Genomic DNA, 24,994 nt, shown 5'->3' on the forward strand with positions numbered 1-24,994 from the left:
TGTTTCCGAAGAAACTATTTGGATTATCATCAACGAGTGCCCACACAGATTGATAGGTCTATATTGTTAAAGAGCTTTCCTGTTGAGCTTTGCTCAAAACAGGACGGCCATTTTAGCGAGTTAAAGTTTAGTGTCAATCACTTTTTTCAAACTTTCTTCAAGCGTTTCCGCTTGGCTAATTTGGCTTGCTAACTTGGCTTCTTACTTTCGAAACTTAAGCTTCGAAGCGTTGCCGTGTCAGCGAGGTGGCATTATAGAGATTGCGATCACATTGGCAAGCCCTTTTTCTCGTTTTTTTTGATTTTTTTATCGTTTGGGTGTTTTTTATTCTAAAAGGCGAGTTTTCACTACTATTCTACCTCCATACACCCTGTAATCGCCCTGAATAAGGAAAAAAGATGAGCTCAATGAGAAGCTACAAAGGTATAAAGCCTGAACTTGGTGAGCGTGTTTACGTTGACCCAACCTCTGTTTTAGTCGGTGATATCCGAATTGGCGATGATTCTAGCATTTGGCCACTGGTAGCAGCGCGAGGTGATGTAAACCACATTCACATTGGTGATCGAACGAATATTCAAGATGGCAGTGTTTTGCATGTCACCCATAAGAACGCCGAAAACCCAAACGGCTACCCATTGATTATTGGTAATGACGTTACGATTGGCCACAAAGTGATGCTGCACGGTTGTGAGATCCACGATCGTGTTTTGGTTGGTATGGGAGCTATTGTTTTAGATGCTGTTGTAATTGAGTCAGAGGTGATGATCGGAGCAGGCAGTTTAGTGCCACCTGGGAAAGTATTAGAAAGTGGCTACTTATATGTTGGAAGCCCAGTAAAACAAGCTCGCCCTCTATCAGAAAAAGAACGAGCTTTCTTGCAAAAGTCTGCCAACAACTATGTGCAGAACAAAAACGACTACTTAAATGAAGTAAAAGACTTGAACTAAAACCCTGTTAACCGATGATGATATGGCCTTCTTCGTTGAAGGCTTCATCTTCTATTAGCTCTTCAGCCATTTCTTCTAGGTCGAATCGGTAATCAGTAAACACTTTAATTGCCGCTTGCTCAGTTTCAATCAGTGAACCACTGAGCTTTTCTAACTTTTGTTTCGTCACAAAGCACTCTATTAGTGCGCCTGATTGTTGCGCCGAAAAGTTTACCGATTGTGATACTTCATCCCATGATTGAATATCTGGGAATAAGATGGATTGATTCATCGCTTATTGACCTTCAAGGCTCTTTCTTAGTTCTCTGAGAATTTGTTTGGCACCAGGACGTAAGCCACGCCAGAGCATAAAGCTTTCTGCAGCCTGCCCAACTAGCATTCCAAGACCGTCATACGCATGAGCGGCACCATTTTCTCTTGCCCATAAGTTAAAGCTCGTCACCCCTTTTCCATAAATCATGTCATAACTTGTGCTGTTGGCGGCAAAGATAGAGGAAGAGATTGCAGGCAGTTCACCACTAAGAGAAGCGGATGTGGAGTTAATGATGACATCATACTCTTCATCAATACTTTCCATCTCTTTGCCGACGATAGGACCGTGAGAGACAAACAGCTCTGCAAGCTCCTGTGCTTTACTAAAGGTACGGTTGGTAATGGTTAAAGAGGTCGGCTTTTGATCAAGTAGTGGCTTAATAACACCACGAGCGGCACCACCAGCGCCAATAATTAGGATTCGCGCGCCTTCCAATACAACCTGATGCTGAAGCAGATCTTGCACTAAACCTGCACCATCAGTGTTGTCACCGATGATTTCACCATCGTCTAACTTCTTGAGGGTATTTACCGCGCCTGCTAACTGAGCCCGTTCTGTCAATCGACTAGCAAATTGATAAGCATCTTCTTTAAATGGCATAGTGATGTTACACCCCTTGCCACCTTCAGCAAAAAACACCTTCGCCGCGTCAATAAAACCATCAACAGGTGCACTTTCTGCGGTGTACACCAAAGATTGATTAGTTTGACGAGCAAACAAGGTGTGAATGAATGGCGACTTACTGTGTCCGATAGGATTACCAAACACGGCATAGCGATCGATTTGCTGGGTCATTTCCTTACCTTTGTTCCTTACTTAGATATAGAGAAAACAGGGCCACCTGATTACAGATGACCCTATCACTATCTATCTATATAGAAAAGGAGATTCCGTGCTTACCACTCTCGTGGCGTTAGGTATCGCTCGTAAAGTTCAGCTTCTGGCGATCCCGCTTCTGGCTCGTAGCAGTACTCCCAGCGAGCGAGCGGCGGCATTGACATCAGAATCGACTCAGTACGCCCACCACTTTGTAAACCAAATAAGGTGCCACGGTCATACACTAAGTTGAACTCTACGTAACGGCCGCGACGATATAGTTGGAATTCACGCTCACGCTCACCATACTTGAACTCTTTACGACGAGAAACGATCGGCAAGTAAGCCTGGCAATAGCCTTCACCCACTGCTTTGATGTAAGCAAAACACTTATCAAATTCCCACTGGTTTAGATCATCAAAGAACAAACCGCCAACACCGCGAGTTTCATTACGATGTGGTAGGAAGAAGTATTTGTCACACCATGCTTTATGCTCTTGGTAAACATCGTCACCAAATGGCGCACAAAGCAGTTTTGCAGTGTCGTGCCATGATTGGCAATCTTCTTCAAATGGGTAGAACGGCGTTAGGTCAAAACCACCACCAAACCACCAAATTGGGTCTTCGCCATCTTTTTCTGCAATAAAGAAGCGGACATTGGCGTGTGAAGTCGGTACATAAGGGTTTTTAGGGTGAATAACCAAAGAAACACCCATCGCTTCAAAACGACGACCCGCTAGCTCTGGGCGATGCGCTGTCGCTGATGCTGGCATTTCTTTCCCTTCCACATGAGAGAAGTTTACGCCTCCCTGCTCGAAAACAAGGCCATCACGCAAAACACGTGAGCGACCACCGCCACCCAGACGCTCTCCTTTTTCACGTTGCCATGCATCTTCGACAAAGACGGCCTTTCCATCTTCTTGTTCTAACTGCTGACAAATGGAGTCCTGAAGTGACATCAAGAACTGCTTTACGGCGTGCTTATCGATCGCTGACATACGTTATTACCTATTACGTGAAACCTAATGATGGCTGGCTAGCAGGGTTAACCCTGTCTTAATATTTGTGAAGTTTTGGCGTCACGAATCTCGCTGGGTTTATCACGACCGCTGGTCTCGCCACGAAGAATGGCGACCAGCTTATCACCCAACTGCTCTTCGACTTCTTCCGTGGTCATACATGGTGGTAAGCCGGAAAGATTCGCGCTGGTAGAGGTTAACGGCTTTCCGAATGCATTACACATTTTTTGCACCAAAGGATGATCAGTCACACGAACCGCAATTGAATCAAACTGCCCTGAAACCCAGTTGGATACTTTATCGCTCGCTGGCATGATCCAAGTGTATGGGCCTGGCCAAGTGGCATGAACAGTCTGTAATTGTTCTTCAGTCAACTGAGATTCATCAATATAAGGCAAGAGCTGATCGTAACTTGCCGCGATGAGAATCAGCCCTTTTTCTACCGGACGCTGCTTGAGCTCTAATAGCTTTTGAATTGCTTCTGGGTTATCTGGATCACATCCGACACCAAAAACCCCTTCTGTTGGATAGGCAATCACTTCGCCTTGCTTGAGTGCGTTGAGCACTTGTTCAAAGTTATCCACCGATTACTTCCTATTTGTTTGACTGTGTTGTTTTCACTAAGTGTACAAATATTCATTCTCAGACACTAAAGCAATTTTTTTATAAAATGTATCAATAGCGCCAACAACTGGACGCAAACGTTTGCTTGAGATAAAAATCCCCGTATAATGCGCACAAATTTATAGCTCACCTAATTTTTTGCAGCTTAAAGGAGTTTGAGATGAAAGTCGGTATCATCATGGGTTCTAAATCCGATTGGCCAACCATGAAATTAGCAGCGGACATGCTAGACCAATTTGGCGTGCCTTACGAAACAAAAGTCGTGTCAGCACACCGAACTCCTCAATTACTGGCTGACTACGCCAGTGGCGCAAAAGAACGCGGCATCAAAGTTATCATCGCAGGCGCAGGTGGTGCAGCCCACCTACCAGGTATGGCGGCGGCGTTTACTAGTTTGCCAGTGCTTGGGGTTCCCGTTCAGTCTCGTGCACTGAAAGGTATGGATTCACTGCTTTCTATTGTACAGATGCCAAAAGGAATTGCGGTTGGTACATTGGCGATTGGCGAAGCGGGCGCAGCAAACGCCGGTATCCTAGCAGCGCAAATCCTAGGCACTCATGATGAAAACATCATGGCGAAGGTAGAGGCATTCCGTAATGAGCAAACGGAAACAGTTCTCGCAAATCCAAACCCTGCAGAGGATTAATCAGATGCATGTACTGGTTCTTGGTGCGGGTCAGTTGGCTCGTATGATGTCTCTGGCTGGTGCGCCACTGAATATTCAAATTTCAGCTTACGATATCAGCAGCGGTGATGTCGTTCACCCTTTAACTCAACAGGTACTTGGCCATGGCTTGGAAAATGCGATTACGCAAGTTGATGTGATTACTGCCGAGTTCGAGCATATTCCACATGACGTGCTCAAGGTTTGCGAAGCGAGCGGCAAGTTTCTACCAAGTACGCAAGCCATCAAAGCAGGTGGTGATCGCCGTATTGAAAAAGCACTGCTTGATGATGCTGGCGTGCGCAACGCGAAATACTACGTCATTGAAACTCGTGAAGACTTTGAGCGCGCAATTGAACACGTTGGTATGCCAATGGTTCTGAAAAGTGCATTAGGTGGTTACGATGGTAAAGGCCAATGGCGCTTAAAAGAAGCTTCTCAAGTCGACGACATTTGGACTGAGATGGCAGAGTGCATCGCGGCAACACCAACTCAAGCGATTGTTGCTGAAGAGTTTGTTCCTTTTAACCGCGAAGTATCACTGGTTGGTGCTCGAAGCAAAGATGGCAGTGTGGAAGTGTACCCTCTGGCAGAGAATGTTCACACCAACGGTGTATTGAGTCTTTCTACTGCGATTGATGCACCAGAGTTGCAAGAGCAAGCAAAACAGATGTTCACGGCCGTTGCCAACAGCTTGAATTACGTTGGTGTGCTAGCGCTGGAGTTCTTCGATGTTGACGGTACTTTGCTAGTTAATGAAATCGCACCACGCGTACACAACTCTGGTCACTGGACTCAACAGGGTGCAGAAACCTGTCAGTTTGAGAACCACCTACGCGCCGTGTGTGGCATGCCTTTGGGTAGCACTAAGTTGGTTCGTGAAACCTCGATGATTAATATTCTTGGTGAAGATACACTACCAGAAGCATTGCTAGCGATGGATGGTTGCCACATTCATTGGTACGGCAAAGAAAAACGTGCGGGTCGCAAGATGGGCCACATCAACGTCTGTGGTGACTACACTGGAGAACTTAATCGCAAACTTTGTGCATTAGCAGATGTTTTGGATGAACAGACTTTCCCTGCTGTGCATGAATTTGCCAAGCAGTGGCAAGCCTAGAAAAGCAGCAGAATAAATAGCAAAAGGGTCGCATGATGCGACCCTTTTTAATTCGTACTGAAAGTTATTGTGATTGGGTATGCTGGCACTTACGACTCGCGCATTGCAGTTTAACCCCGCTGGCAAGTTTCTTTGCTACCAACAAGGTAAATCCACATTCCTCGCAGCGGCCTCTTACAGGCGGCAAGTTAACCGCAAACTTGCACTTCGGATAGTTATCACACGCGTAGAATGTTTTTCCAAATCGGGTTTTACGCCCAACCAAATGTCCTTTGCCACATTCAGGGCAAGCGTGTTGCTCTTGTGACTGCGCCTCTGGCTCTGGTTGATTAATCGACTCAATATGATGACAAGCCGGGTAGTTACTACAACCGACGAACATACCGTAGCGCCCTTGGCGGAGAACCAACTCATTGCCACACTCAGGACAAGGCACACCCAACTCTTTCACGATGTGACCATCATTGCTGTGTAGCGGTTTAATGTAATCACAGCTTGGGTAATGGTTACAGCCGAGGAATGGGCCATGTTTTCCGTGCTTGAGAGTCAGCTCACCACCACATTTTGGACACGGCTCGTGCTCCAAAGCGTGTTCATGGGCAGAGAAAAGGGTGTTGTCGATTTTACTACTCATACTTACCGTTTCGTGAAAAACACACAAAAAGACAAGCTCGCGTTTATTCTAGTTAAACTCGAACTTGCCCAGATGGTTAGTGAAGAATCCCTTGTTCCTTGGTGTACAACAGCTCTTCCATTAGCGTGTAAGCGTTTTCGTTGCCAGGCACATTAAACAGCACCATCAGAATGATCCATTTGAGATCTTCAAGCTCAAACTCACTCGTTTCTAATCCCATCACTCGGTCAATCACCATTTCGCGAGTTTCTGTGGTTAACACATTGATTTGCTCGAGAAACAATAGAAACCCTCGGCATTCCAAATCTAAACGCTGCATCTCTTTCGCTGTGTAGATACGAGTTGATGACGAAGCCATGCAAGTCGAGATTGCAGAAGAGGTGTCACTTTGCTGCAATGCGGCAAGCTCTTCTAACCAGACAAGGGCTTTGTAGATATCTTTTTGTTGGAAGCCTGCACGAAGCAACTCTTCTTCCAACTCGTCTTGTTCGACCTGTAACTCTGCATCGCTATGGATGTAGGTTTCGAATAGATACATCAGTATATCCATCATCATAGCTAGCCCCTCCCCTTTCGAATATAGCCACCTGAAACCGCAACGACATGCCCAGAGAGTTCTAACTCTAAGAGCTGCATCATGACTTCTTGGACAGGTATATTGGTCCTGTTTGCAAGAATATCAACCGGTGTAGCTTCACTTCCTACGTTAGCTAACAGCTGAGGAAATGGCAATTCTTCTTCATCATTTAACGTAGAAAATAAATCAGTACTCTGATTAATAGACCAATCAAGCAAGGACTGTATTTCATCTAAGACATCTTTCGTCTTTTCTACGAGGCAAGCGCCATGACGTATCAACTGGTTTCCACCGCAGGCATTGGGGGCATTGATTGACGCTGGCAGCGCAAATACTTCTCGACCTTGCTCAAGCGCGTAACGAGCTGTAATTAACGAGCCGCTCTTTTTCGCCGCCTCGACGACCAGTACACCAAGCGATAATCCACTAATAATACGATTACGACGCGGGAAGTTTTCTGGACGCGGCTTGGCATTAGGCCGAAACTCAGACACCAAGACCCCATGTTCAATAACACGTTGCGCTAAACCACGATGACGTGCCGGATAAATATTTTCTAAGCCAGATCCTAGCACCGCAATCGTCTTACCACCCGCTTGCAACGCACCATCATGCGCATGACCATCAATGCCTAAAGCGAGACCACTGGTGACAATAAAATCGTGCTGAACAAACTCTGCAGCAAACTGACGTGCATGCTGTAATCCATCAATACTCGCATTTCGACTGCCAACCATCGCGATTTGTGGCTGAGAGAGACAAGTAGGGTTTCCTTGAACAAAAAGTAAAGGTGGCGGTGCAACGATTTGTTTGAGTTGAGGTGGATAACGCGGGTCAGTCAGTGTCAGGATATGATGGTTTGTAGAAGCCTCAAGCCAGCTTAAACAAGCATCGACTTCTTTATCTGTTGAAGCCCAAGCTTGAATTTGCTTAGTTGTTAACCCAAGTTGTTGTAGCTGTTCAGGAGAGAAGTTTACGATGTTACGTGGCGTGTCTCTTGCCAGTAGCTTATTCATTTTGACGCCGCCAATGCCTGGTAAACAACTCAGTTTTAACCAGGCAGCGAGATCATCGTTATTTCGTCGATTCATCGATGGTTAATTCGTCCGCCAACGGTGACACCACCGAAATATCTTGGTTAATGGGTTTCGTACTGTTAGTGATCAGTGCCAAGCTAAAGTACTCATAAGGACGAATGACCAGCAACTCACCAACTTTGCTTTGAGGCAAAGTGATTTTCTTATCAAGCACGCCAAACTCTTTCTTGAACTCATCGCCGTCTTTGTAAACTGGGTGCGCGTCTTCTTTTAAATCAAACACACTGCCTTGCTTGAGATTATCTGACGTGCCTTTATCAATCACCACGACTTGGTTAGTTGAACTAAAGCGAATACCTTCGATATTACCTAGCAACTTTGCAGAACTGCCTTGTGGCGACGGCAGCGGATAGAACGTAGTCGTGAAGTCAGTATTCTCAACCGATTGATTTGGCAACGCGATATCGTTACGTAGGATTTCTTGCATTTGCGATGTAAGCTTCAAACCTGAATAATCACTCGAAGCTTCAACGAGATCGCCTTTGGCAATCAAACGCAGCGCGGTAATCTCTTCCGACACATCGTCACGCGAAAAGGTAGCTACTGGTCGGTAAATAGCCCAACCTGTCGCGGTCTGATTGCCATTGATATACAGCACATCTTCTGCAGTCAGATACTTACTGCCCTTGCTGCTACCCATCACTTTTGCTGCTCTGTTCAACGAATCTTTATCTAGCAACCGATCCGATTTAAGGTAAGGCATCACCAAACCTTCCGCGACCGTTGGTACGGCTTTCTTTTCTGTGATGCGAGCTTTCGGGCTCAGCTTCTTAACCGGTTTTAGGCTCAACACGGGCTGACCGTTAATCCACACCAAAGACAGCTTGTCTCCGGGATAAATTAAATGAGGGTTATCGATTTCCGGGTTTACTTGCCATAAACGAGGCCACAACCACGGGCTATCCAAGTACATGGCCGAAATATCCCATAGCGTATCGCCCTTCACAACTACATATGTTTGTGGCGCGTCATCTTTAACAGTCAGTGGGTTCGCATCCACATTTGCTACAGCGTTGAAAGAGAAAAGTAACGGCAACGTAACACTGGCAACGTTGCGGAAAATTCGATTCATGACCCTCGTCCTTGGTCTATTAAGCAGGAACCAGAATGGAAATTGGTGCAAGGATGCTGTCATTTAGGCTATAAAATGTCTAGAATTGAGCCAACAAGGTTTGTGCTGTTTCGGCACAGTTCAATATTTCGAGTGAATATGTCTGTATTACAAGTATTAACATTCCCGGATGATCGCCTGCGCACAGTCGCAAAGCCTGTTGAAGCGGTGACACCTGAGATTCAAAAAATCGTCGATGACATGATTGAAACCATGTACGACGAAGAAGGTATTGGCCTTGCTGCAACGCAGGTTGATATCCACAAACGTATCGTAGTGATTGATATTTCAGAAACTCGCGATGAGCCGATGGTGCTAATCAACCCTGAGATTCTGGAAAAGCGTGGCGAAGATGGCATCGAAGAAGGCTGTCTGTCGGTACCAGGTGCACGCGCACTTGTGCCTCGCGCTGCAGAAGTTACCGTTAAAGCACTGGATCGTGATGGCAAAGAGTTCACCTTTGAAGCCGACGACCTGCTAGCGATTTGTGTTCAACACGAGCTTGATCACCTACAAGGTAAGCTATTCGTGGATTACCTATCACCACTGAAACGCAAACGCATTCAGGACAAGCTAGCAAAAATCAAACGCTTTAACGAGAAGCAGCAAAACGCTTAATCTCGAACCATACCAATTAGAAGGAAGTCTACCTTGAGTCAGTCTTTACGAATTGTCTTTGCAGGTACTCCGGATTTCGCCGCCCGTCACTTGGCGGCGTTGTTGTCTTCGGAGCATGAAGTCATCGCGGTTTACACAAACCCAGATCGTCCAGCGGGTCGTGGCAAAAAATTGGCTGCGCCACCGGTAAAACAACTGGCGCTAGAACACAATATCCCGGTTTACCAACCTAAAAGCTTTAAGTCCGACGAAGCGAAACAAGAACTTGCCGATCTGAACGCCGACCTCATGGTTGTCGTGGCGTACGGTATGCTGCTGCCACAAGCGGTTCTTGATACCCCTAAACTTGGTTGTATCAACGTACATGGTTCTATCTTACCTCGTTGGCGTGGTGCGGCTCCAATCCAACGCTCTATTTGGGCGGGCGATGCAGAAACTGGCGTGACCATCATGCAGATGGACATCGGTCTCGACACTGGTGATATGCTGAAGATTGCAACTCTGCCAATCGAAGCGACAGATACCAGCGCTTCAATGTATGAAAAATTGGCTGAGCTTGGTCCAGAAGCTCTGATTGACTGCCTAGCAGACATTGCTGCGGGTAAAGCAGTGCCAGTGAAGCAAGACGATGAGCTAGCGAACTATGCGAAAAAACTCAGCAAAGAAGAAGCACGCATCAACTGGAACGACGATGCGGCGCACATTGAGCGCTGCGTTCGTGCATTTAACCCATGGCCAATGAGCCACTTTGAGGCGGCAGAAAACAGCATCAAAGTATGGCAAAGCCGTGTGGCAGAGCAAACCAGTGACAAGCCAGCCGGCACCATCGTACAAGCAGATAAAACCGGTATTTATGTTGCGACAGGCAACGGCGTACTGGTGCTAGAGCAACTGCAAGTTCCTGGCAAAAAAGCCATGTCAGTTCAGGATATTCTGAATTCGCGTGCGGCTTGGTTTGAAGTTGGCTCTCTGCTGGTTTAAGCCATACTAGGGGTTATCATCCCCAATAATACGAACTTTTAGAGGGCAGAGATGCCCTCCTTTACTTTAAGGTACTCATCATGAATGTTCGCGCTGCGGCTGCTAACGTCCTGTATCTTGTCGTCGACAAGGGCCACTCACTTTCAAGCGCTCTTCCAGCGGCTCAACAAACGGTACGACCTCGTGACCACGCTCTGTTACAAGAGATCTGTTACGGTGCGCTACGTTACCTCCCTCGCCTAGAAATGATCGCAAACCAGTTGATGGATAAGCCCCTCAAAGGCAAACAACGTGTATTCCATCACCTAATTCTGGTTGGTATTTACCAACTGAGCTTCATGCGCATTCCTGCGCACGCAGCAGTTGGTGAAACGGTTGAAGGCACTAAAGAGCTGAAAGGTCCTCGTCTGCGTGGTTTGATTAACGCTGTATTGCGTAACTACCAGCGCAACCAAGAAGAACTCGACCAAATGGCCGTCAGCAACAACGCTGGCAAGTACGGTCACCCAAGCTGGTTACTAAAACTGCTGCAAGAGGCCTACCCACAGCAATGGGAAAGCATTGTTGAAGCGAACAACCAAAAAGCACCAATGTGGCTGCGTGTGAACCATCAACACCACACTCGTGATGAATACCTTGCGCTGCTCAAAAATGAAAACATTGATAGCACGCCACACACAGAAGCAATGGACGCCATAAAATTGGCCGCACCATATGATGTGATGAAGCTACCTGGTTTTGAAAAAGGTTGGATTTCGGTCCAAGATGCGGCGGCGCAGCTCTCGATCAACTACCTAAAACCACAAGACGGCGAACTGATTTTAGATTGCTGTGCAGCGCCAGGTGGCAAGACGGCGCACATTCTAGAGCGCACGTCAGGCAGTGAAGTGGTCGCGATTGACTGCGACGACACACGCTTGAAACGTGTGCATGAAAACCTGAAGCGTCTCAACCTTCAGGCAAAAGTGGTTTGCGGTGATGCGCGTAATCCACAAGAATGGTGGCAAGGCGAGCAATTTGATCGCATTTTGCTGGATGCCCCATGTTCTGCGACTGGCGTGATTCGTCGTCACCCAGACATCAAATGGCTACGTCGTGCAGACGACATCGCCGCATTAGCAGAGCTGCAAAGTGAAATTTTTGATGCCATGTGGACGCAACTGAAGCCCGGCGGCACAATGGTTTACGCGACTTGTTCAATCACACCGCAAGAAAACGTGGAGCAAGTAAAAGCGTTTTTAGCACGTACCGCGGATGCGCAACTGCTGGATTCTGATCCCGACCAGCCTGGTCGTCAAATTCTACCAGGCGAAGAAGATATGGATGGTTTCTACTACGCAGTGCTAACTAAAACACACGCGTAACAGCATGCTAAATAGGGCGATTGAAGTGATTTCAATCGCCTTTTTCAGATACGAGAAAAGAGTATGAAGATCATTATTCTTGGTGCAGGTCAGGTTGGCGGCACACTGGCAGAAAACCTAGTGGGTGAAAACAACGACATCACCATCGTCGACAATAATGCCGACCGACTGCGTGAATTGCAGGACAAATACGACCTGCGTGTGGTCAATGGCCATGCGAGCCACCCAGACGTGCTGCATGAAGCTGGCGCGCAAGACGCCGATATGCTCGTCGCAGTAACCAACACTGATGAAACCAACATGGCTGCCTGTCAGGTCGCGTTCACTCTATTCAATACCCCAAACCGCGTTGCACGTATTCGCTCTCCAGAATACTTGGCAGAAAAAGAAGCCCTGTTTAAATCTGGCGCCATTCCTGTCGATCACCTTATCGCCCCAGAAGAACTCGTTACGAGCTACATCGAACGTCTGATCCAATACCCGGGCGCGCTGCAAGTGGTGAGCTTTGCTGAACAGAAAGTCAGCCTAGTGGCGGTGAAAGCCTACTATGGTGGCCCGCTGGTGGGTAATGCGTTGTCTGCTTTGCGTGAGCACATGCCGCACATTGATACCCGTGTGGCAGCTATTTTCCGCCAGGGTCGCCCGATTCGCCCACAAGGCACCACGATTATTGAAGCCGACGATGAAGTGTTCTTCGTTGCAGCAAGTAATCATATTCGCTCAGTGATGAGTGAGCTTCAGCGCCTAGAAAAACCGTACCGCCGCATCATGATTGTTGGCGGGGGTAACATCGGCGCAAGCTTGGCAAAACGCCTAGAGCAAACTTACAGCGTGAAGCTGATTGAGCGTAACTACCAGCGTGCAGAAAAGCTCTCTGAGCAACTAGAAAACACCATCGTGTTCTGCGGTGATGCGGCAGACCAAGAGCTTCTCTCGGAAGAGAACATCGACCAAGTCGACGTCTTCATCGCGCTGACCAACGAAGATGAAACCAACATCATGTCTGCAATGTTGGCAAAACGCATGGGCGCTAAAAAAGTGATGGTGCTGATCCAACGTGGCGCTTATGTAGACCTGGTACAAGGCGGCGTAATTGATGTAGCAATCTCACCTCAGCAAGCCACTATTTCAGCCTTGCTAACGCACGTTCGTCGCGCTGATATCGTAAACGTATCCTCACTTCGCCGCGGCGCTGCGGAAGCGATTGAAGCCGTCGCTCACGGTGATGAAAGTACATCTAAAGTGGTTGGACGTGCGATTGGAGATATAAAGCTTCCACCTGGGACCACCATTGGTGCTATCGTTCGTGGCGAAGAAGTTCTTATTGCCCACGACCGTACGGTCATCGAGCAGGATGATCATGTGGTGATGTTCCTGGTCAACAAAAAATACGTATCAGACGTCGAAGCGCTATTCCAACCGAGTCCATTTTTCCTCTAGGATTTTCCTATGGTCAACTTACGTCCCGTACTGTTTGTTATCGGGCTGGTTTTATCCAAACTGGCCCTGTTTATGTACGTGCCGACTTTGGTCGCTTTCTTTACCGGTACGGGGGGATTCCTCGATTTCGCCCAAGCCGTTGTGATCACGCACCTTGCCGCCTTCATCTGCCTAACGATAGGTCGAACCGCCAAGTTCAAACTCAGCGTACGCGATATGTTCCTCATCACCAGTTTGGTTTGGACCATCGCGAGTGCGTTTGCCGCCTTGCCATTTGTGTTTATCAACCACATCAGCTTCACCGACGCCTACTTCGAAACGATGTCGGGTATCACCACGACGGGCTCAACGGTGCTCAGTGGCCTAGACAACATGGCGCCGAGCATATTGCTGTGGCGCTCTATTTTACAATGGCTTGGTGGCATTGGTTTTATCGTGATGGCGGTAGCAGTGTTACCTATGCTGAATGTCGGTGGTATGAAGCTATTCCAAACCGAATCATCAGATTGGTCGGATAAAAGTAGTCCAAGAGCGAAAACGGTCGCCAAAAACATCGTAGCGGTTTATTTGATGCTAACGGGCCTATGTATTTTGGGCTACTTGATCACCGGCATGAACCTGTTCGAAGCAATCAACCATGCCTTTACTACGCTATCGACGGGTGGATACTCTACATCTGATGGGTCAATGAACCACTTCTCTAATGGCGCACATTGGGTGGCCACTACCTTTATGTTCTTAGGTGGTTTGCCGTTTTTGCTCTTTATCGCCGCGTTACGTAAACGCCGTATTGATGTGTTGGTTAACGACGCTCAAGTTAGAGGATTTGCGTACCTGTTCGTATTCTCAAGCTTAGTGATTTCAGCTTGGTTAGTGATTCGAGATGGGTACACCATTTTGGATGCCCTGCGAGTGTCGATGTTTAATATTGTCTCTGTCGTCACCACAACTGGCTTTGGCTTAGAAGACTTCACCGCATGGGGCGCATTACCCACCACTCTTTTCGCATTCTTAATGATGGCGGGGGCATGCTCAGGCTCAACGTCTGGCGGGATCAAAATCTTCCGCTTCCAAATTGCAATGACGCTGCTAAACAAACAAATGATGAAGTTGATTCACCCTTCAGGAGTGTTTGTACAGCGTTATAACCAGCGACCGGTGAATGATGATATTGTTCGCTCAGTGGTGGCATTTGGCTTGATGTTTTTTATCACTATTATCTTTATCGCGGGTTGTTTAAGTGCACTAGGCCTCGACCCTGTGACCAGTATTTCTGGCTCAATCACCGCCGTTGCCAATGTTGGCCCTGGTATGGGCAGTGTGATTGGCCCAACAGGCAACTTCGCGCCTCTGCCCGATACTGCCAAATGGCTCTTAAGCTTTGGGATGTTAATGGGCCGCTTGGAAATTCTGACTATTCTTGTACTGTTCTTTCCTGCGTTTTGGCGCCGCTAAGCAGACTCTAATTAAAAGGTATAACAATGAAAACATGGATTACTCTGGCGACCCTACTTGCCGCCTCATCCACATACGCCGCCGAGGTCATCACTTTAGCCGATGGTCGAGAAGTGAAGTTGAACGATGACTTTACCTGGGAATACGTCATGAAAAAACCGGCGCAGCAAGCGACGGAGACACAAACAACAGCAGGCGTAGTTGAAACAATCGCAGCTCCTGCGATTGCGACAATTCCAGTGGTAACGAAAACCGTTGGCACGACCGTGGTGGTAAACGCCAAAAAGCCAACCATGCAGCTATCAGATTCAGGTGTGGATGTATTGATTGGTTCAGCAAGCTATCAAAGCGGTGAGCTTATTTTACCTACATCAATCACTAACCAAAGCTCTCAATCTGTCATTCAAGTGGAAGTTGAGGTGCAAGTGTTTGATATGTCTGGTCAGCAACTGGCAAAAGAAAACGTGACGGTTTGGCAATCCATCAAGCGCATGGCGGATACCTACCTGCGACCACAGCAAGCGGAACAAGGTAAGAGCATTAAATTGGCTGTACCGCAATCACAGCAATACCAGTTTTCTGCCAAAGTGCTAGAGGTAAAAACTCGCTAATACGTGTTTAATATTCTTTGTTGAGCCTATCGGCTAGATAGGCTCAACAAAGTAATAAATCGCAAAGAAATGGCACACGCAGCCAGCCAAAACAAAGCCGTGCCAAATCGCATGGTTAAAGGGAATGCGCTTCGCGACGTAGAAAATTACCCCTAGTGAATACACAATTCCACCAGCAGCAAGCAGTGTAAGTCCGCCGACATCCAAGTTAATAGCTAATTGATAAATCACAATCAACGATAACCATCCCATCACCAAATACGTCATCAAAGAAAGCTTTTTAAATCGATAGACGAACGCAACTTTCATGATGATGCCGATCAACGCAATGCTCCAAATAACGATCATCAACCCAAATGCTAGAGGTGTTCTTAAGCTGACTAACAAGAAAGGGGTATAGCTGCCAGCTATCAAAAGATAAATAGCACAGTGGTCGAAGGTTTTTAGCCAACGTTTCGCTTTGGGATAAGGGATCGCATGATAGAGCGTCGAGGCCAAAAATAGCACGATAATACTCGCACCATAAATCGCCATACTGGTAAGCGTTAAAGTGTCAGCTTGATGGTCTACGGCTTTAACTAACAGCAGTATCAAGCCAACAATACCAAAAATCATCCCTATACCGTGGGTGATGGTATTGGCCAGTTCTTCACGTTGACTGTATTGAGGTTTCTGCAGCTCGGACATCAATGCGCCTATACTAGAGTTTGAAATTTGCTCTAGTATGGCACATTAGGCTTACACGTGTAAGCTTAAATTAAGACTCATGAACGGCAGTAGTTTGATCGAGATAATTGAGTACCAGTTCGCCAACTTGATCTGGCTTAGTCGTGGCAGGAATGGTCAGCTCTCGCTTGAGTTTGCCACTACCCAGTAAGCTCGCGAGCATGCCACCTTGCCCCTTGCGTGTGCGGTCAACTTCAAACCACAACTTGAGCTCTTGCTCACTGCGGTGGGCAACAAATTCTAATTCGCGCCACACGCCGTGGTAAGGTCCGTCGGTTGGCACCAGTTCAAACTCTTGCACAAATGGTAGATCGAATCCTTTCACTTCCTCGCATTCCACCTGGCGAATTCGTAAACCTTGCGCTTCAAATGCAGATAGTACCGCATCCATCAGTGGATCAGGTCGGACGGTGAGGATGTCTTTATCAGTCGGATCCAAAGCAGCAGCAACGTCTAAGCCAGTTTCTAACCATACTTTGGCATCACCAATGGTGACAGGCGTGTTCCAAGGCACATCGAGCTTAACATCGAAGGTACGCTCTTCGCCGGAATGGATGGTAAATGCGTAAGGGAGACTCCACTTAGCAAGCACATGAGTTTGAGGTACTCGGCGCATGCTGTGTCCTTCTCGCGCACCACGGTCATCAGGGGCTTCGGCGATGTAGCGGCAACAGAGTTTTAAATCAATGTTGTCGATCGCTTGTTCAGTCGCACCACCATATACATGGATCGACACATCCACACTTTGACCTGGGTATAGCACGTCTTGGTTTAAGATTGAGTCGACCTTCGCGCTCCCAATCCCAAAACTGGCAAGTGTCTTCTTCAAAAATGACATAGGCACCTCCTTCATCGAGATCTCATACTACTACTGCTGATCGTGGGATCAAACAAAAATTGCCTCGAACATCGCGACAAAATGACAAAATCTAAACAATTCAATTGCTCAACTATCGACCAATTCTTACAAGGATGCTAATCTTACACTTGATATGCATGCATATCGGTATTCCTGACTCATTAACTGGATTGGCGAGAGCCAGAAGAGTGATTCTTCAATCTTGTTGGAGCCTAGCTCATAATGATTCAGGCCATTACATCGGCAATGGATATGCCTGACAGTTAGGTAAATTAATGCGCCCAACAACAGTCAGGTTCGCACACACTAATACTAGTGCAATGCGCCGCCGCAGTGGCTTTACTACTGCACCAAAGGCAAAGCAAGTTGCGCCAGCAATGACATTGGTTGAGAAGACAGCAATGATGTCGAGTGTTCCGGCCAAAGTTATCAAAGCAGCTTAATCAAAAGCGCGGCGCCAGCTGCGCTTTTTTCTTTGCACGAGACTCATAAAGCTTCAAAGACTTAGAACAAACCACGGTGAAAGAGATCGTTTTTCCTATTTGGTCTTCGCAAAGCAATTTGGTACCTTTACTGCTAATTACACCTATAAATTCTGTGGAGAAAGAAATGAAGTGTCATCGCATTGAAGAGCTGCTTGAGCTACTAGAGCCTGAATGGCATAAAGAGCAAGAGCTGAACCTATTGCAGTTCATCGTTAAGCTGGCAAAAGAAGCAGGCTATGAAGGAAAGCTAGAAGATCTGACCGACGATGTACTGATCTACCACCTTAAAATGCGTAATAGCAGCAAAGATGAAATGATCCCTGGACTCAAAAAAGACCAAGAGGACGATTTTAAAACGGCGATCCTACGCGCTCGTGGCATCATCAAATAACCAGTTCAACAGCCAGTATTCTTTAAGCGACTCTCCTGTGAGTCGCTTTTTTATAACCAAAGTTTTTAGTCCCACAATTGGTTATAACTGTTCAGCCAATTATCAGGTTAACTGTACTGATTTTTGTTGTTAAACATTGACTGCGTTAAAGAAACGGAATTGTTATTGATTGTATAATCGCCGTTCATCAGTATTTACTAAAATAATTATGTTCGGTCATCTTTATGACGGAACGAGCAGCAATGTCATCGAGCGACATCAATAGAAATGACGCCGTACATTATAAAAGCCTAAGAAGGATGAGTGCATGAGTCAGGACAAGATCGATATCAAAGATGTGACTCCTAAAACCTATAATCCCAAAACCCATAAAGGAAACGGGGATCGGTTCAACCCAAGTAATCGCATCTATGTACGCGAAAGCAAAGGGACTTACCAGAAACTGCGTCGTTACGGTGGTTGGTTCTTACTGCTTCTCTTCGCTTTGATACCGTGGATTCCTTACGGTGAACGTCAAGCGATCTTGCTTGATATTGGCAACCAGCAGTTCAACTTTTTCGGTACCACCCTGTACCCACAAGATCTTACCCTACTCGCCTTGCTGTTTGTGATCGCGGCGTTTGGGTTGTTCTTTATTACCACCTTCTTGGGTCGGGTTTGGTGTGGCTATCTCTGCCCACAAACCGTCTGGACCTTCATGTATATCTGGTTTGAAGAGAAGCTGGAAGGTAGTGCCAATAAACGCCGCAAACAAGACTCCAATAAGCTGACGGCGAATTTAGCGATGCGTAAAACCGTCAAACATATAGCTTGGTTTGCCATTGCACTCGCCACTGGTTTTACTTTTGTTGGCTACTTCGTGCCAATGAAGCAATTGGTTATCGACTTTTTCACCTTTAACGCCAACTTCTGGCCCGTCTTTTGGGTAATGTTCTTTGCCATTTGTACTTATGGTAATGCTGGTTGGATGCGTTCCATCATGTGTATTCACATGTGTCCTTACGCGCGCTTCCAGTCTGCCATGTTTGATAAAGACACCTTCATCGTTGGCTACGATGCAAAACGTGGGGAAAAACGTGGCCCACGTCCGCGTAAAGCCGATCCAAAGCAGCTTGGTTTGGGTGATTGTATTGATTGTGATTTGTGTGTGCAGGTGTGCCCAACAGGTATCGATATTCGTGACGGCTTGCAGTATGAATGTATCAACTGTGGCGCCTGTATTGATGCGTGTGACAACACCATGGATCGCATGGGCTACGAGAAAGGCCTAATTAGTTACACCACCGAACATCGCTTATCGGGTAAGAGTACCAAAGTCATGCGTCCGAAGCTGCTAGGCTATGGTGCCGTACTACTCGTCATGGTCGGTCTTTTCTTTGCCCAAATTGCAGCGGTAGACCCAGCCGGCATGAGTGTTATTCGCGACCGTAACCAACTGTTCCGCGTTAATAGCTCGGGAGAAGTAGAAAACACCTACACCCTCAAAGTGATCAACAAAACTCAGCAAGTGCAAGAGTACTCGTTGGATGTTGAAGGGCTATCCGATGTAAGCTGGTATGGTAAGCAGACAATTCAGGTCCAGCCAGGTGAGGTATTAAACCTGCCAATGAGTCTTGGTGCCGATCCTGACAAGCTAAACTCTGCGATTACGACAATTCAGTTTATACTCACCGATAAGAGCAACGAATTCACCATTGAAGTAGAAAGCCGTTTTATTAAAAAACTATAGTGCTACTTCAGTGACTAACGGAAAAAGGCTCAGTAATGAGCCTTTTTGTTTATATGTCCCAAAGTATGTTTAACTTTGACGCCCTTACCCCAGACTTTATGTGGTACGCGTTAGAAAGCATCGGCGTTCGCGCAGAATCAGGCTTTCTTCCCCTCAATAGCTACGAAAACCGTGTTTATCAATTTACTGACGAAGAGCGTCGTCGTTATGTCGTCAAGTTTTACCGTCCTGAACGTTGGAGCAATGAACAGATCCAAGAGGAGCACGACTTTACTTTAGAGCTGATTGGCAATGAGATACCCGTCGCACCACCTGTGCGCATCAACGGTGAAACCCTGCATCACTATCAAGGCTATGCTTTTGCGCTGTTTGATAGCGTGGGTGGTCGCCAATACGAGGTTGACAATTTAGATCAGCTCGAAGGTGTAGGGCGTTTCCTTGGCCGCATCCATAAAGTCGGCAGCCGCCAAGCGTTCCAACATCGCCCTACGATCGGCTTACAAGAATACCTGTATCAACCAAGAGAGATTCTGCAAAACGCCAATATGATTCCAATGCACTTGGAGAACAGCTTCTTCAATGACTTGGATATGCTGATCAAATCAATTGAAAGCCACTGGCAAGAAGGCTTCAATATGATTCGTTTGCATGGCGATTGCCACCCAGGCAATATTTTGTGGCGAGATGGCCCTATGTTTGTTGATTTGGATGACGCTCGTAACGGCCCTGCAGTACAAGACTTATGGATGCTATTGAACGGTGAACGCCAAGACAAACTGATGCAGTTGGATATTGTTTTAGAGGCTTACCAAGAGTTTTGCGACTTTAATCCTGCAGAATTGAAACTAATCGAGCCACTTCGCGGTCTACGAATGGTGCACTATATGGCATGGCTAGCAAAACGTTGGCATGACCCTGCATTTCCTCTCGCTTTTCCATGGTTTAATGAGCCAAAATACTGGGAAGGTCAGGTCCTTGCATTTAAAGAGCAGATCGCCGCTTTAGAAGAAGCACCGCTGTCTTTAATGCCTCAGTGGTAAGTCAGGCCAAAAATTCAAAAATGGAGATATTTCGATGAAAAAACTGTTCGCACTGTTTTCTATGCTGATGTTAAGCCTGTCGGCACATGCAGCGCAATTCAAAGAAGGTGAACATTACAAAGTATTGGATCTTGAGGCATCAAAAAAACCTCTTGTGACGGAGTTTTTCTCTTTCTACTGCCCGCACTGTAATAGCTTTGAACCGGTTATCCAGCAACTGAAAAAGCAGTTACCAGAAGGTACTAAGCTATTAAAAAACCACGTTTCTTTCATGGGTGGCAACATGGGCCCATCAATGAGCAAAGCCTACGCAACGATGGTTGCATTAAAAGTGGAAGACAAAATGGTGCCAGTGATGTTTAACCGCATCCACAATCTAAAGAAAGCACCACGTAATGATGAAGAACTTCGTCAAATCTTCCTTGATGAAGGTGTAGATGCGAAAAAATTCGATTCTGCATTCAAAGGCTTCGCGGTTGATTCAATGGTTCGCCGTATGGACAAGCAATTTGAAAACAGCGGTCTAACCGGCGTTCCTGCGGTTATCGTTAACAACAAATACCTAGTTCAAGCACAAAGCATCAAAACGATGGATGAGTACTTCTCTCTGGTGAACTACTTGCTGACACTAAAATAAGCACATCGATATCAATCAAAAGGGGAGCACGTCGCTCCCCTTTTGTTTACTTGTAAATCTCTTGTAGTAACCGATCTTTTTCTTGCCACACATCACTCAGCCATTGTTGAAATTGCCGCTTATAGGGCTTATCGTTGAAGTAATCACCAAGCACTCTTTCATCAACGGGTAACACATTTACACGCACAACCACCTTGCTCATGCGGCCCATCAATAAATCCTTGAACGGTTTATGCGTATTTTCTGGGTACGCCAACGTAACGTCGATAATGCTCTCGAACTGTTCCCCCATCGCCGCTAACGTGTACGCAATCCCGCCCGATTTTGGTTGCAGCAAATATTGATAGTTTGCTTTACTCTTACGCTGCTTTTCTTCGGTAAATCGGGTTCCTTCGACATAGTTAACCACTGTGGTTGGAGTGTGTTTGAATTTAGCGCACGAGCGACGTGTCGTTTCTAAATCTTGACCTCGCTTATGAGGATTGCGGATCAGATACTCTCGCGAATAGCGACGCATAAATGGCATGTCGAGCGCCCAACACGCCATCCCGATGAAAGGCACATACAGCAGTTGTTGCTTGAGGAAAAACTTCGGCATGGGAATACGGTCTTTAAACACGCAGCAAAGCACAACAATATCTGTCCAACTGAGATGATTACTGATCAGCAGATACCACCCGTCTTTTTTAAGCGCTTCACCGCCCTGAACATCCCACTCAACACGGTTAGATACCGCCAGAATGCACGCATTAACGGTAGCCCATAACCACATCACCTTATTGGCACAAACGGTCGCTATCGCTTTTAGCTTTACGCCAGGAAGCAATATTTTAAATACAGCGATAACACAAATTGCGAGTGAACAAACCGCAGAATTGAGAATCACAAAAGAAGCGTTAAAAAAAAATAACAAATATGCCAACATGATAGTCAAACAACAGTGATAATGTGTGAAGAATAAAACAGCGTGTAATTATACTGCGCCTTTGCCACATTGGAACATGCGTGGAAATGGTCAGATTTGTTACCGCAACCAATATGTGCACCACTCATTCGACAACAAGGAGATAACGAATGAAACCAAGGCTACTTCTCTTGCCTTTGGCCTTTGTCGTCAGTTCTGCTCAGGCTCAACTCGCTGAAACCGCAGGTTTTGGCGGTGAAATTTCGCTGAATGCCGGATTCATATCATCAGAATCCAATTTCAATACAGAAAATAGTAACACCATCGATTCTCTCGATAAGCGTGCCGATAGTGACAGTTCCGTTATCGCTGCACCGCTAGGGAGTGTGACATACACCTTTGGTAGCCGACTCAACCACCAAGTTTACGCCGGTACCACACGCTCAGATGTCGCGGTAGGTACACTCGCTTTTCAGTTGGGCTATCAACACGAGCTACAATCTGGCACCGTGCTCGATGTTTCCTATCTGCCGACGGTACTCAAAGGCGAAACTTGGCGCAACCCTTATCAAGTAGGAACCGCACGTAAAGAGACGGATGTTGACGGCAATGCGTATCGCTTTCAGATCAAAGGGTTGATTGATAAGAACTTCAACCTTGATCTTGCTTATGCTGATAAAGACATCGAGCAGGAGGAAGTGACAGACCGCTCACTTGCTCGCGATGCTAACCTTTACTATGTCAAAGGCGACTATCGCATTCCACTCAACCAAACATCTATGTTGCAACCCGCTTTCACCTACATCAATCAAGATGCCGACGGTAAGGCGGAGTCATTTGATTCGTACGGATTTGACATTAGCTGGTTTAAATTTATCAACCGTCATCGATTGGCCCTCACCGCGGGTTATGCATGGAAAGACTATCAAGCAGCTAGCCAAACTTTTGCTAAAACACGAAATGACGACACCATCAGCCTATTTGCGGCCTACGAATATCAAAACGTATTTGACTGGCAAGACTGGTCGTTCATTTCTTTAGCCGGCTATAGCCAAACTGACTCGAATATCACGTTTTATGAGGAGAAAGAGTACCTATTGTCGCTTGGTCTCAACTACACCTTCTAACGTCCTTCATCGCAACAAGGTGCTTACAACACTTGTTGCGATGACACTTTGCTGTCTATACCGCTTGCGCCGTAAGCTGTTTCAGCAAACGGTCCATCGCTCGATACCCAAGCGCCTCGGCCAAGTGCGTTCGTTCAATTTGCTCCGCCCCATCCAGATCGGCGATTGTTCGCGCCACTTTGATAATACGATGATATGCACGAATCGAGAGCCCTAAACGATGCAAAGCGGTTTCAAGAAACTCAGCATCACTCTTATGCAAGGGACAAAACGCCTCAATTTCTCGACTACCTAGCAGTGCATTGACCTTACCACTGCGGTTTAGCATATTGTTACGCGCATGGCTCACACGCGCTTTTACGATAGCAGTCGGCTCACCGCGATCACCACCTTCTGCTAATGTCCCTTTGGGCAAAGCTGGGATTTCTAAAGACATATCAAAGCGATCTAACAGTGGTCCAGATAATCGACCAAGGTAGCGCAAAATAGCTTGTGGATTGGTGCGCGCTTGATTGCCTTCGTAATATCCTGTCGGGCTTGGGTTCAAGGCTCCGACTAATTGGAAACGAGCCGGAAAGCGTGTTTTACCTTGCGCTCGAGAGATAATGATCTCTCCAGATTCGAGCGGTTCGCGTAACGAGTCTAGAACTTTACGATCAAATTCGGGCATTTCATCGAGAAACAATAACCCGTTGTGGGCTAAAGAGATCTCCCCTGGTCTGGGTACCGAACCACCGCCGACTAATGCCGCCATTGAACTTGAATGATGCGGAGAACGAAACGGACGCGACTTCCAGTTATGCTCATTAATTTCACTCTGAGTCAACGATGCCACCGAAGCGGTTTCCATTGCTTCTTCGTCACTCATTTCCGGTAATAAGTCACACAAACGCGAAGCCAACATCGTTTTTCCAGTACCTGGCGGGCCAAGGAAAAGTAAGTTGTGGTTTCCAGCGGCAGCAATCTCCAGTGCTCGCTTACCTTGTTGTTGGCCAATAATATCTTGTAAGTCTCGACCATGTTTTTCGATCGTTTTTCGCTTAGGCGTTTGAAAAAGATTCAGTCGATGTTGACCACAAAGCTCGGCACATACTTCCAGTAATGATTGGGCCGATTTATGTTGTTCCTTCCCCACCAGCGCCGCCTGATCGCCATTCACATGTGGGACGACCAAATGACGTTGAATCTTACTGGCTTCCAGCGCAGCAGGCAGCACACCTTTTACAGGTCTCAGACCACCAGATAACGCTAACTCACCAACAAATTCGTAGTTTTTGAGCTTATCTGTCGCGATTTGCTCCGAAGCGGCCAAAATTCCCAATGCAATAGGAAGATCAAAACGCCCTCCCTCCTTGGGTAGATCTGCCGGAGCCAAGTTCACGGTGATCCGCTTAGCAGGAAATTGAAAGTTAGAATTAATGATCGCACTGCGTACGCGATCTTTGGACTCTTTTACCGTTGTCTCTGGCAAGCCTACTAAGGTAAACCCTGGCATGCCGTTGCTGATATGAACTTCTACACTAACCGATGGCGCTTGCACCCCGACGCTTGCTCGACTATGAATGATTGCCAGCCCCATACGTTCCTCAATTTTTTTGAACACTCTGTAAACAAATGTTTTATCTAGTTGGTTATGTTATATACCGCGTCCCAATTGAGAGTTAATGTGAAAAAAGAATGACTTTTTGCTTGTCATGCAGCGGAA

Annotated in this window: 27 protein-coding genes; 15 read left to right on the forward strand and 12 right to left on the reverse strand. The window is 46.7% G+C overall.

The features are described 5' to 3' along the window. The first annotated feature begins 398 nt into the window (after window positions 1-398). Complete coding sequence (locus R7E47_RS23045) at window positions 399-947, forward strand: gamma carbonic anhydrase family protein (RefSeq protein WP_005379096.1); 549 nt, start codon at window positions 399-401, stop codon at window positions 945-947. Between the two features lie 7 nt (window positions 948-954). Here the strand turns inward: R7E47_RS23045 and R7E47_RS23050 are convergent, their stop codons facing one another. The 4 genes from R7E47_RS23050 to R7E47_RS23065 all read right to left on the reverse strand — a co-directional run bounded on the left by R7E47_RS23050 (window position 955) and on the right by R7E47_RS23065 (window position 3,679). Further along, the gene (locus R7E47_RS23050; RefSeq protein ID WP_005379090.1) at window positions 955-1,218 is read right to left on the reverse strand and encodes a DUF1488 domain-containing protein; all 264 of its coding nucleotides are present in this window, start codon (window positions 1,216-1,218) and stop codon (window positions 955-957) included. 3 nt (window positions 1,219-1,221) lie between these two features. Beyond that, window positions 1,222-2,055 (reverse strand): shikimate dehydrogenase, encoded by an 834-nt coding sequence (gene aroE, locus R7E47_RS23055; RefSeq protein WP_318085071.1) that lies wholly within the window; start codon window positions 2,053-2,055, stop codon window positions 1,222-1,224. A 101-nt stretch (window positions 2,056-2,156) separates the two neighbouring features. Beyond that, window positions 2,157-3,074 (reverse strand): oxygen-dependent coproporphyrinogen oxidase, encoded by a 918-nt coding sequence (gene hemF / locus R7E47_RS23060; RefSeq protein WP_033906570.1) that lies wholly within the window; start codon window positions 3,072-3,074, stop codon window positions 2,157-2,159. A gap of 47 nt (window positions 3,075-3,121) precedes the next feature. Continuing rightward, window positions 3,122-3,679, reverse strand: coding sequence for an L-threonylcarbamoyladenylate synthase (locus R7E47_RS23065; protein WP_005379084.1), 558 nt, complete (start codon window positions 3,677-3,679; stop codon window positions 3,122-3,124). A 200-nt stretch (window positions 3,680-3,879) separates the two neighbouring features. Here R7E47_RS23065 and purE point away from each other — a divergent pair, with 200 nt between their 5' ends. Next, window positions 3,880-4,365: a 5-(carboxyamino)imidazole ribonucleotide mutase gene (gene purE / locus R7E47_RS23070; RefSeq protein WP_005379082.1), complete on the forward strand. Its 486-nt coding sequence runs from the start codon at window positions 3,880-3,882 to the stop codon at window positions 4,363-4,365. A 4-nt stretch (window positions 4,366-4,369) separates the two neighbouring features. Next, entirely contained in the window at window positions 4,370-5,503 is a 1,134-nt protein-coding gene (locus R7E47_RS23075; RefSeq protein WP_318085072.1) for a 5-(carboxyamino)imidazole ribonucleotide synthase, read from the forward strand. A 64-nt stretch (window positions 5,504-5,567) separates the two neighbouring features. On the opposite strand, the gene R7E47_RS23080 is transcribed toward R7E47_RS23075, so the two are convergent. The 4 genes from R7E47_RS23080 to R7E47_RS23095 all read right to left on the reverse strand — a co-directional run bounded on the left by R7E47_RS23080 (window position 5,568) and on the right by R7E47_RS23095 (window position 8,883). Further along, on the reverse strand, window positions 5,568-6,137 hold the full coding sequence (locus tag R7E47_RS23080; RefSeq protein WP_318085073.1) for a type I DNA topoisomerase: 570 nt from the start codon (window positions 6,135-6,137) through the stop codon (window positions 5,568-5,570). Between the two features lie 76 nt (window positions 6,138-6,213). Continuing rightward, window positions 6,214-6,693, reverse strand: a complete 480-nt coding sequence (locus R7E47_RS23085; protein ID WP_005379074.1) for a DUF494 family protein — start codon at window positions 6,691-6,693, stop codon at window positions 6,214-6,216. Window positions 6,694-6,695: 2 nt separating this feature from the next. After that, window positions 6,696-7,805 (reverse strand): DNA-processing protein DprA, encoded by a 1,110-nt coding sequence (dprA, locus tag R7E47_RS23090; protein ID WP_318085074.1) that lies wholly within the window; start codon window positions 7,803-7,805, stop codon window positions 6,696-6,698. Beyond that, window positions 7,789-8,883, reverse strand: a complete 1,095-nt coding sequence (locus R7E47_RS23095; protein WP_318085075.1) for a LysM peptidoglycan-binding domain-containing protein — start codon at window positions 8,881-8,883, stop codon at window positions 7,789-7,791. Before R7E47_RS23095 ends, dprA begins: the two co-directional genes overlap by 17 nt. Before the next feature lie 138 nt (window positions 8,884-9,021). On the opposite strand from R7E47_RS23095, the gene def reads away from it, so the two are divergent. From def to R7E47_RS23125, 6 genes are all read left to right on the forward strand, one after another. After that, window positions 9,022-9,540, forward strand: a complete 519-nt coding sequence (gene def, locus R7E47_RS23100; protein ID WP_005379068.1) for a peptide deformylase — start codon at window positions 9,022-9,024, stop codon at window positions 9,538-9,540. Window positions 9,541-9,573: 33 nt separating this feature from the next. Beyond that, window positions 9,574-10,521 carry a methionyl-tRNA formyltransferase gene (fmt, locus tag R7E47_RS23105; RefSeq protein WP_318085076.1) on the forward strand — a complete coding sequence of 316 codons (948 nt, stop codon included), beginning with the start codon at window positions 9,574-9,576 and terminating at the stop codon, window positions 10,519-10,521. 80 nt (window positions 10,522-10,601) lie between these two features. Then, window positions 10,602-11,885, forward strand: coding sequence for a 16S rRNA (cytosine(967)-C(5))-methyltransferase RsmB (gene rsmB, locus R7E47_RS23110; protein WP_318085077.1), 1,284 nt, complete (start codon window positions 10,602-10,604; stop codon window positions 11,883-11,885). Between the two features lie 63 nt (window positions 11,886-11,948). Further along, window positions 11,949-13,325: a Trk system potassium transporter TrkA gene (gene trkA / locus R7E47_RS23115; protein ID WP_005379062.1), complete on the forward strand. Its 1,377-nt coding sequence runs from the start codon at window positions 11,949-11,951 to the stop codon at window positions 13,323-13,325. Window positions 13,326-13,334: 9 nt separating this feature from the next. Beyond that, window positions 13,335-14,780, forward strand: coding sequence for a TrkH family potassium uptake protein (locus tag R7E47_RS23120; RefSeq protein ID WP_017821575.1), 1,446 nt, complete (start codon window positions 13,335-13,337; stop codon window positions 14,778-14,780). Between the two features lie 26 nt (window positions 14,781-14,806). Then, the gene (locus R7E47_RS23125; RefSeq protein ID WP_213870509.1) at window positions 14,807-15,391 is read left to right on the forward strand and encodes a DUF3157 family protein; all 585 of its coding nucleotides are present in this window, start codon (window positions 14,807-14,809) and stop codon (window positions 15,389-15,391) included. Between the two features lie 33 nt (window positions 15,392-15,424). Here R7E47_RS23125 and trhA read toward each other — a convergent pair whose 3' ends face one another. Next, the gene (trhA, locus tag R7E47_RS23130; protein WP_213870507.1) at window positions 15,425-16,078 is read right to left on the reverse strand and encodes a PAQR family membrane homeostasis protein TrhA; all 654 of its coding nucleotides are present in this window, start codon (window positions 16,076-16,078) and stop codon (window positions 15,425-15,427) included. 70 nt (window positions 16,079-16,148) lie between these two features. Then, a complete protein-coding gene (locus tag R7E47_RS23135) occupies window positions 16,149-16,955 on the reverse strand; it encodes a sporulation protein (RefSeq protein WP_005379045.1) in 807 nt (268 codons plus the stop codon). 296 nt (window positions 16,956-17,251) lie between these two features. On the opposite strand from R7E47_RS23135, the gene R7E47_RS23140 reads away from it, so the two are divergent. From R7E47_RS23140 to R7E47_RS23160, 5 genes are all read left to right on the forward strand, one after another. Then, complete coding sequence (locus R7E47_RS23140) at window positions 17,252-17,419, forward strand: hypothetical protein (protein ID WP_005379043.1); 168 nt, start codon at window positions 17,252-17,254, stop codon at window positions 17,417-17,419. Window positions 17,420-17,585: 166 nt separating this feature from the next. Further along, window positions 17,586-17,852 carry a YihD family protein gene (locus tag R7E47_RS23145; RefSeq protein WP_033906580.1) on the forward strand — a complete coding sequence of 89 codons (267 nt, stop codon included), beginning with the start codon at window positions 17,586-17,588 and terminating at the stop codon, window positions 17,850-17,852. A gap of 307 nt (window positions 17,853-18,159) precedes the next feature. Continuing rightward, window positions 18,160-19,581, forward strand: coding sequence for a cytochrome c oxidase accessory protein CcoG (gene ccoG, locus R7E47_RS23150; protein ID WP_033906581.1), 1,422 nt, complete (start codon window positions 18,160-18,162; stop codon window positions 19,579-19,581). Between the two features lie 53 nt (window positions 19,582-19,634). Beyond that, window positions 19,635-20,621 carry a serine/threonine protein kinase gene (locus tag R7E47_RS23155; RefSeq protein ID WP_005379037.1) on the forward strand — a complete coding sequence of 329 codons (987 nt, stop codon included), beginning with the start codon at window positions 19,635-19,637 and terminating at the stop codon, window positions 20,619-20,621. 34 nt (window positions 20,622-20,655) lie between these two features. Further along, on the forward strand, window positions 20,656-21,258 hold the full coding sequence (locus R7E47_RS23160; protein ID WP_005379036.1) for a thiol:disulfide interchange protein DsbA/DsbL: 603 nt from the start codon (window positions 20,656-20,658) through the stop codon (window positions 21,256-21,258). A gap of 46 nt (window positions 21,259-21,304) precedes the next feature. Here the strand turns inward: R7E47_RS23160 and R7E47_RS23165 are convergent, their stop codons facing one another. Beyond that, complete coding sequence (locus R7E47_RS23165; RefSeq protein ID WP_017821568.1) at window positions 21,305-22,183, reverse strand: acyltransferase; 879 nt, start codon at window positions 22,181-22,183, stop codon at window positions 21,305-21,307. A gap of 149 nt (window positions 22,184-22,332) precedes the next feature. On the opposite strand from R7E47_RS23165, the gene R7E47_RS23170 reads away from it, so the two are divergent. After that, window positions 22,333-23,289, forward strand: coding sequence for a DUF2860 domain-containing protein (locus tag R7E47_RS23170; RefSeq protein ID WP_005379034.1), 957 nt, complete (start codon window positions 22,333-22,335; stop codon window positions 23,287-23,289). A 55-nt stretch (window positions 23,290-23,344) separates the two neighbouring features. Here R7E47_RS23170 and R7E47_RS23175 read toward each other — a convergent pair whose 3' ends face one another. Continuing rightward, entirely contained in the window at window positions 23,345-24,868 is a 1,524-nt protein-coding gene (locus R7E47_RS23175) for a YifB family Mg chelatase-like AAA ATPase (RefSeq protein ID WP_005383862.1), read from the reverse strand. Between the last annotated feature and the right edge of the window lie 126 nt (window positions 24,869-24,994).

This window comes from Vibrio sp. Vb1026, from assembly GCF_033338745.1.
In the GTDB taxonomy this organism is placed as follows: domain Bacteria; phylum Pseudomonadota; class Gammaproteobacteria; order Enterobacterales; family Vibrionaceae; genus Vibrio; species Vibrio alginolyticus.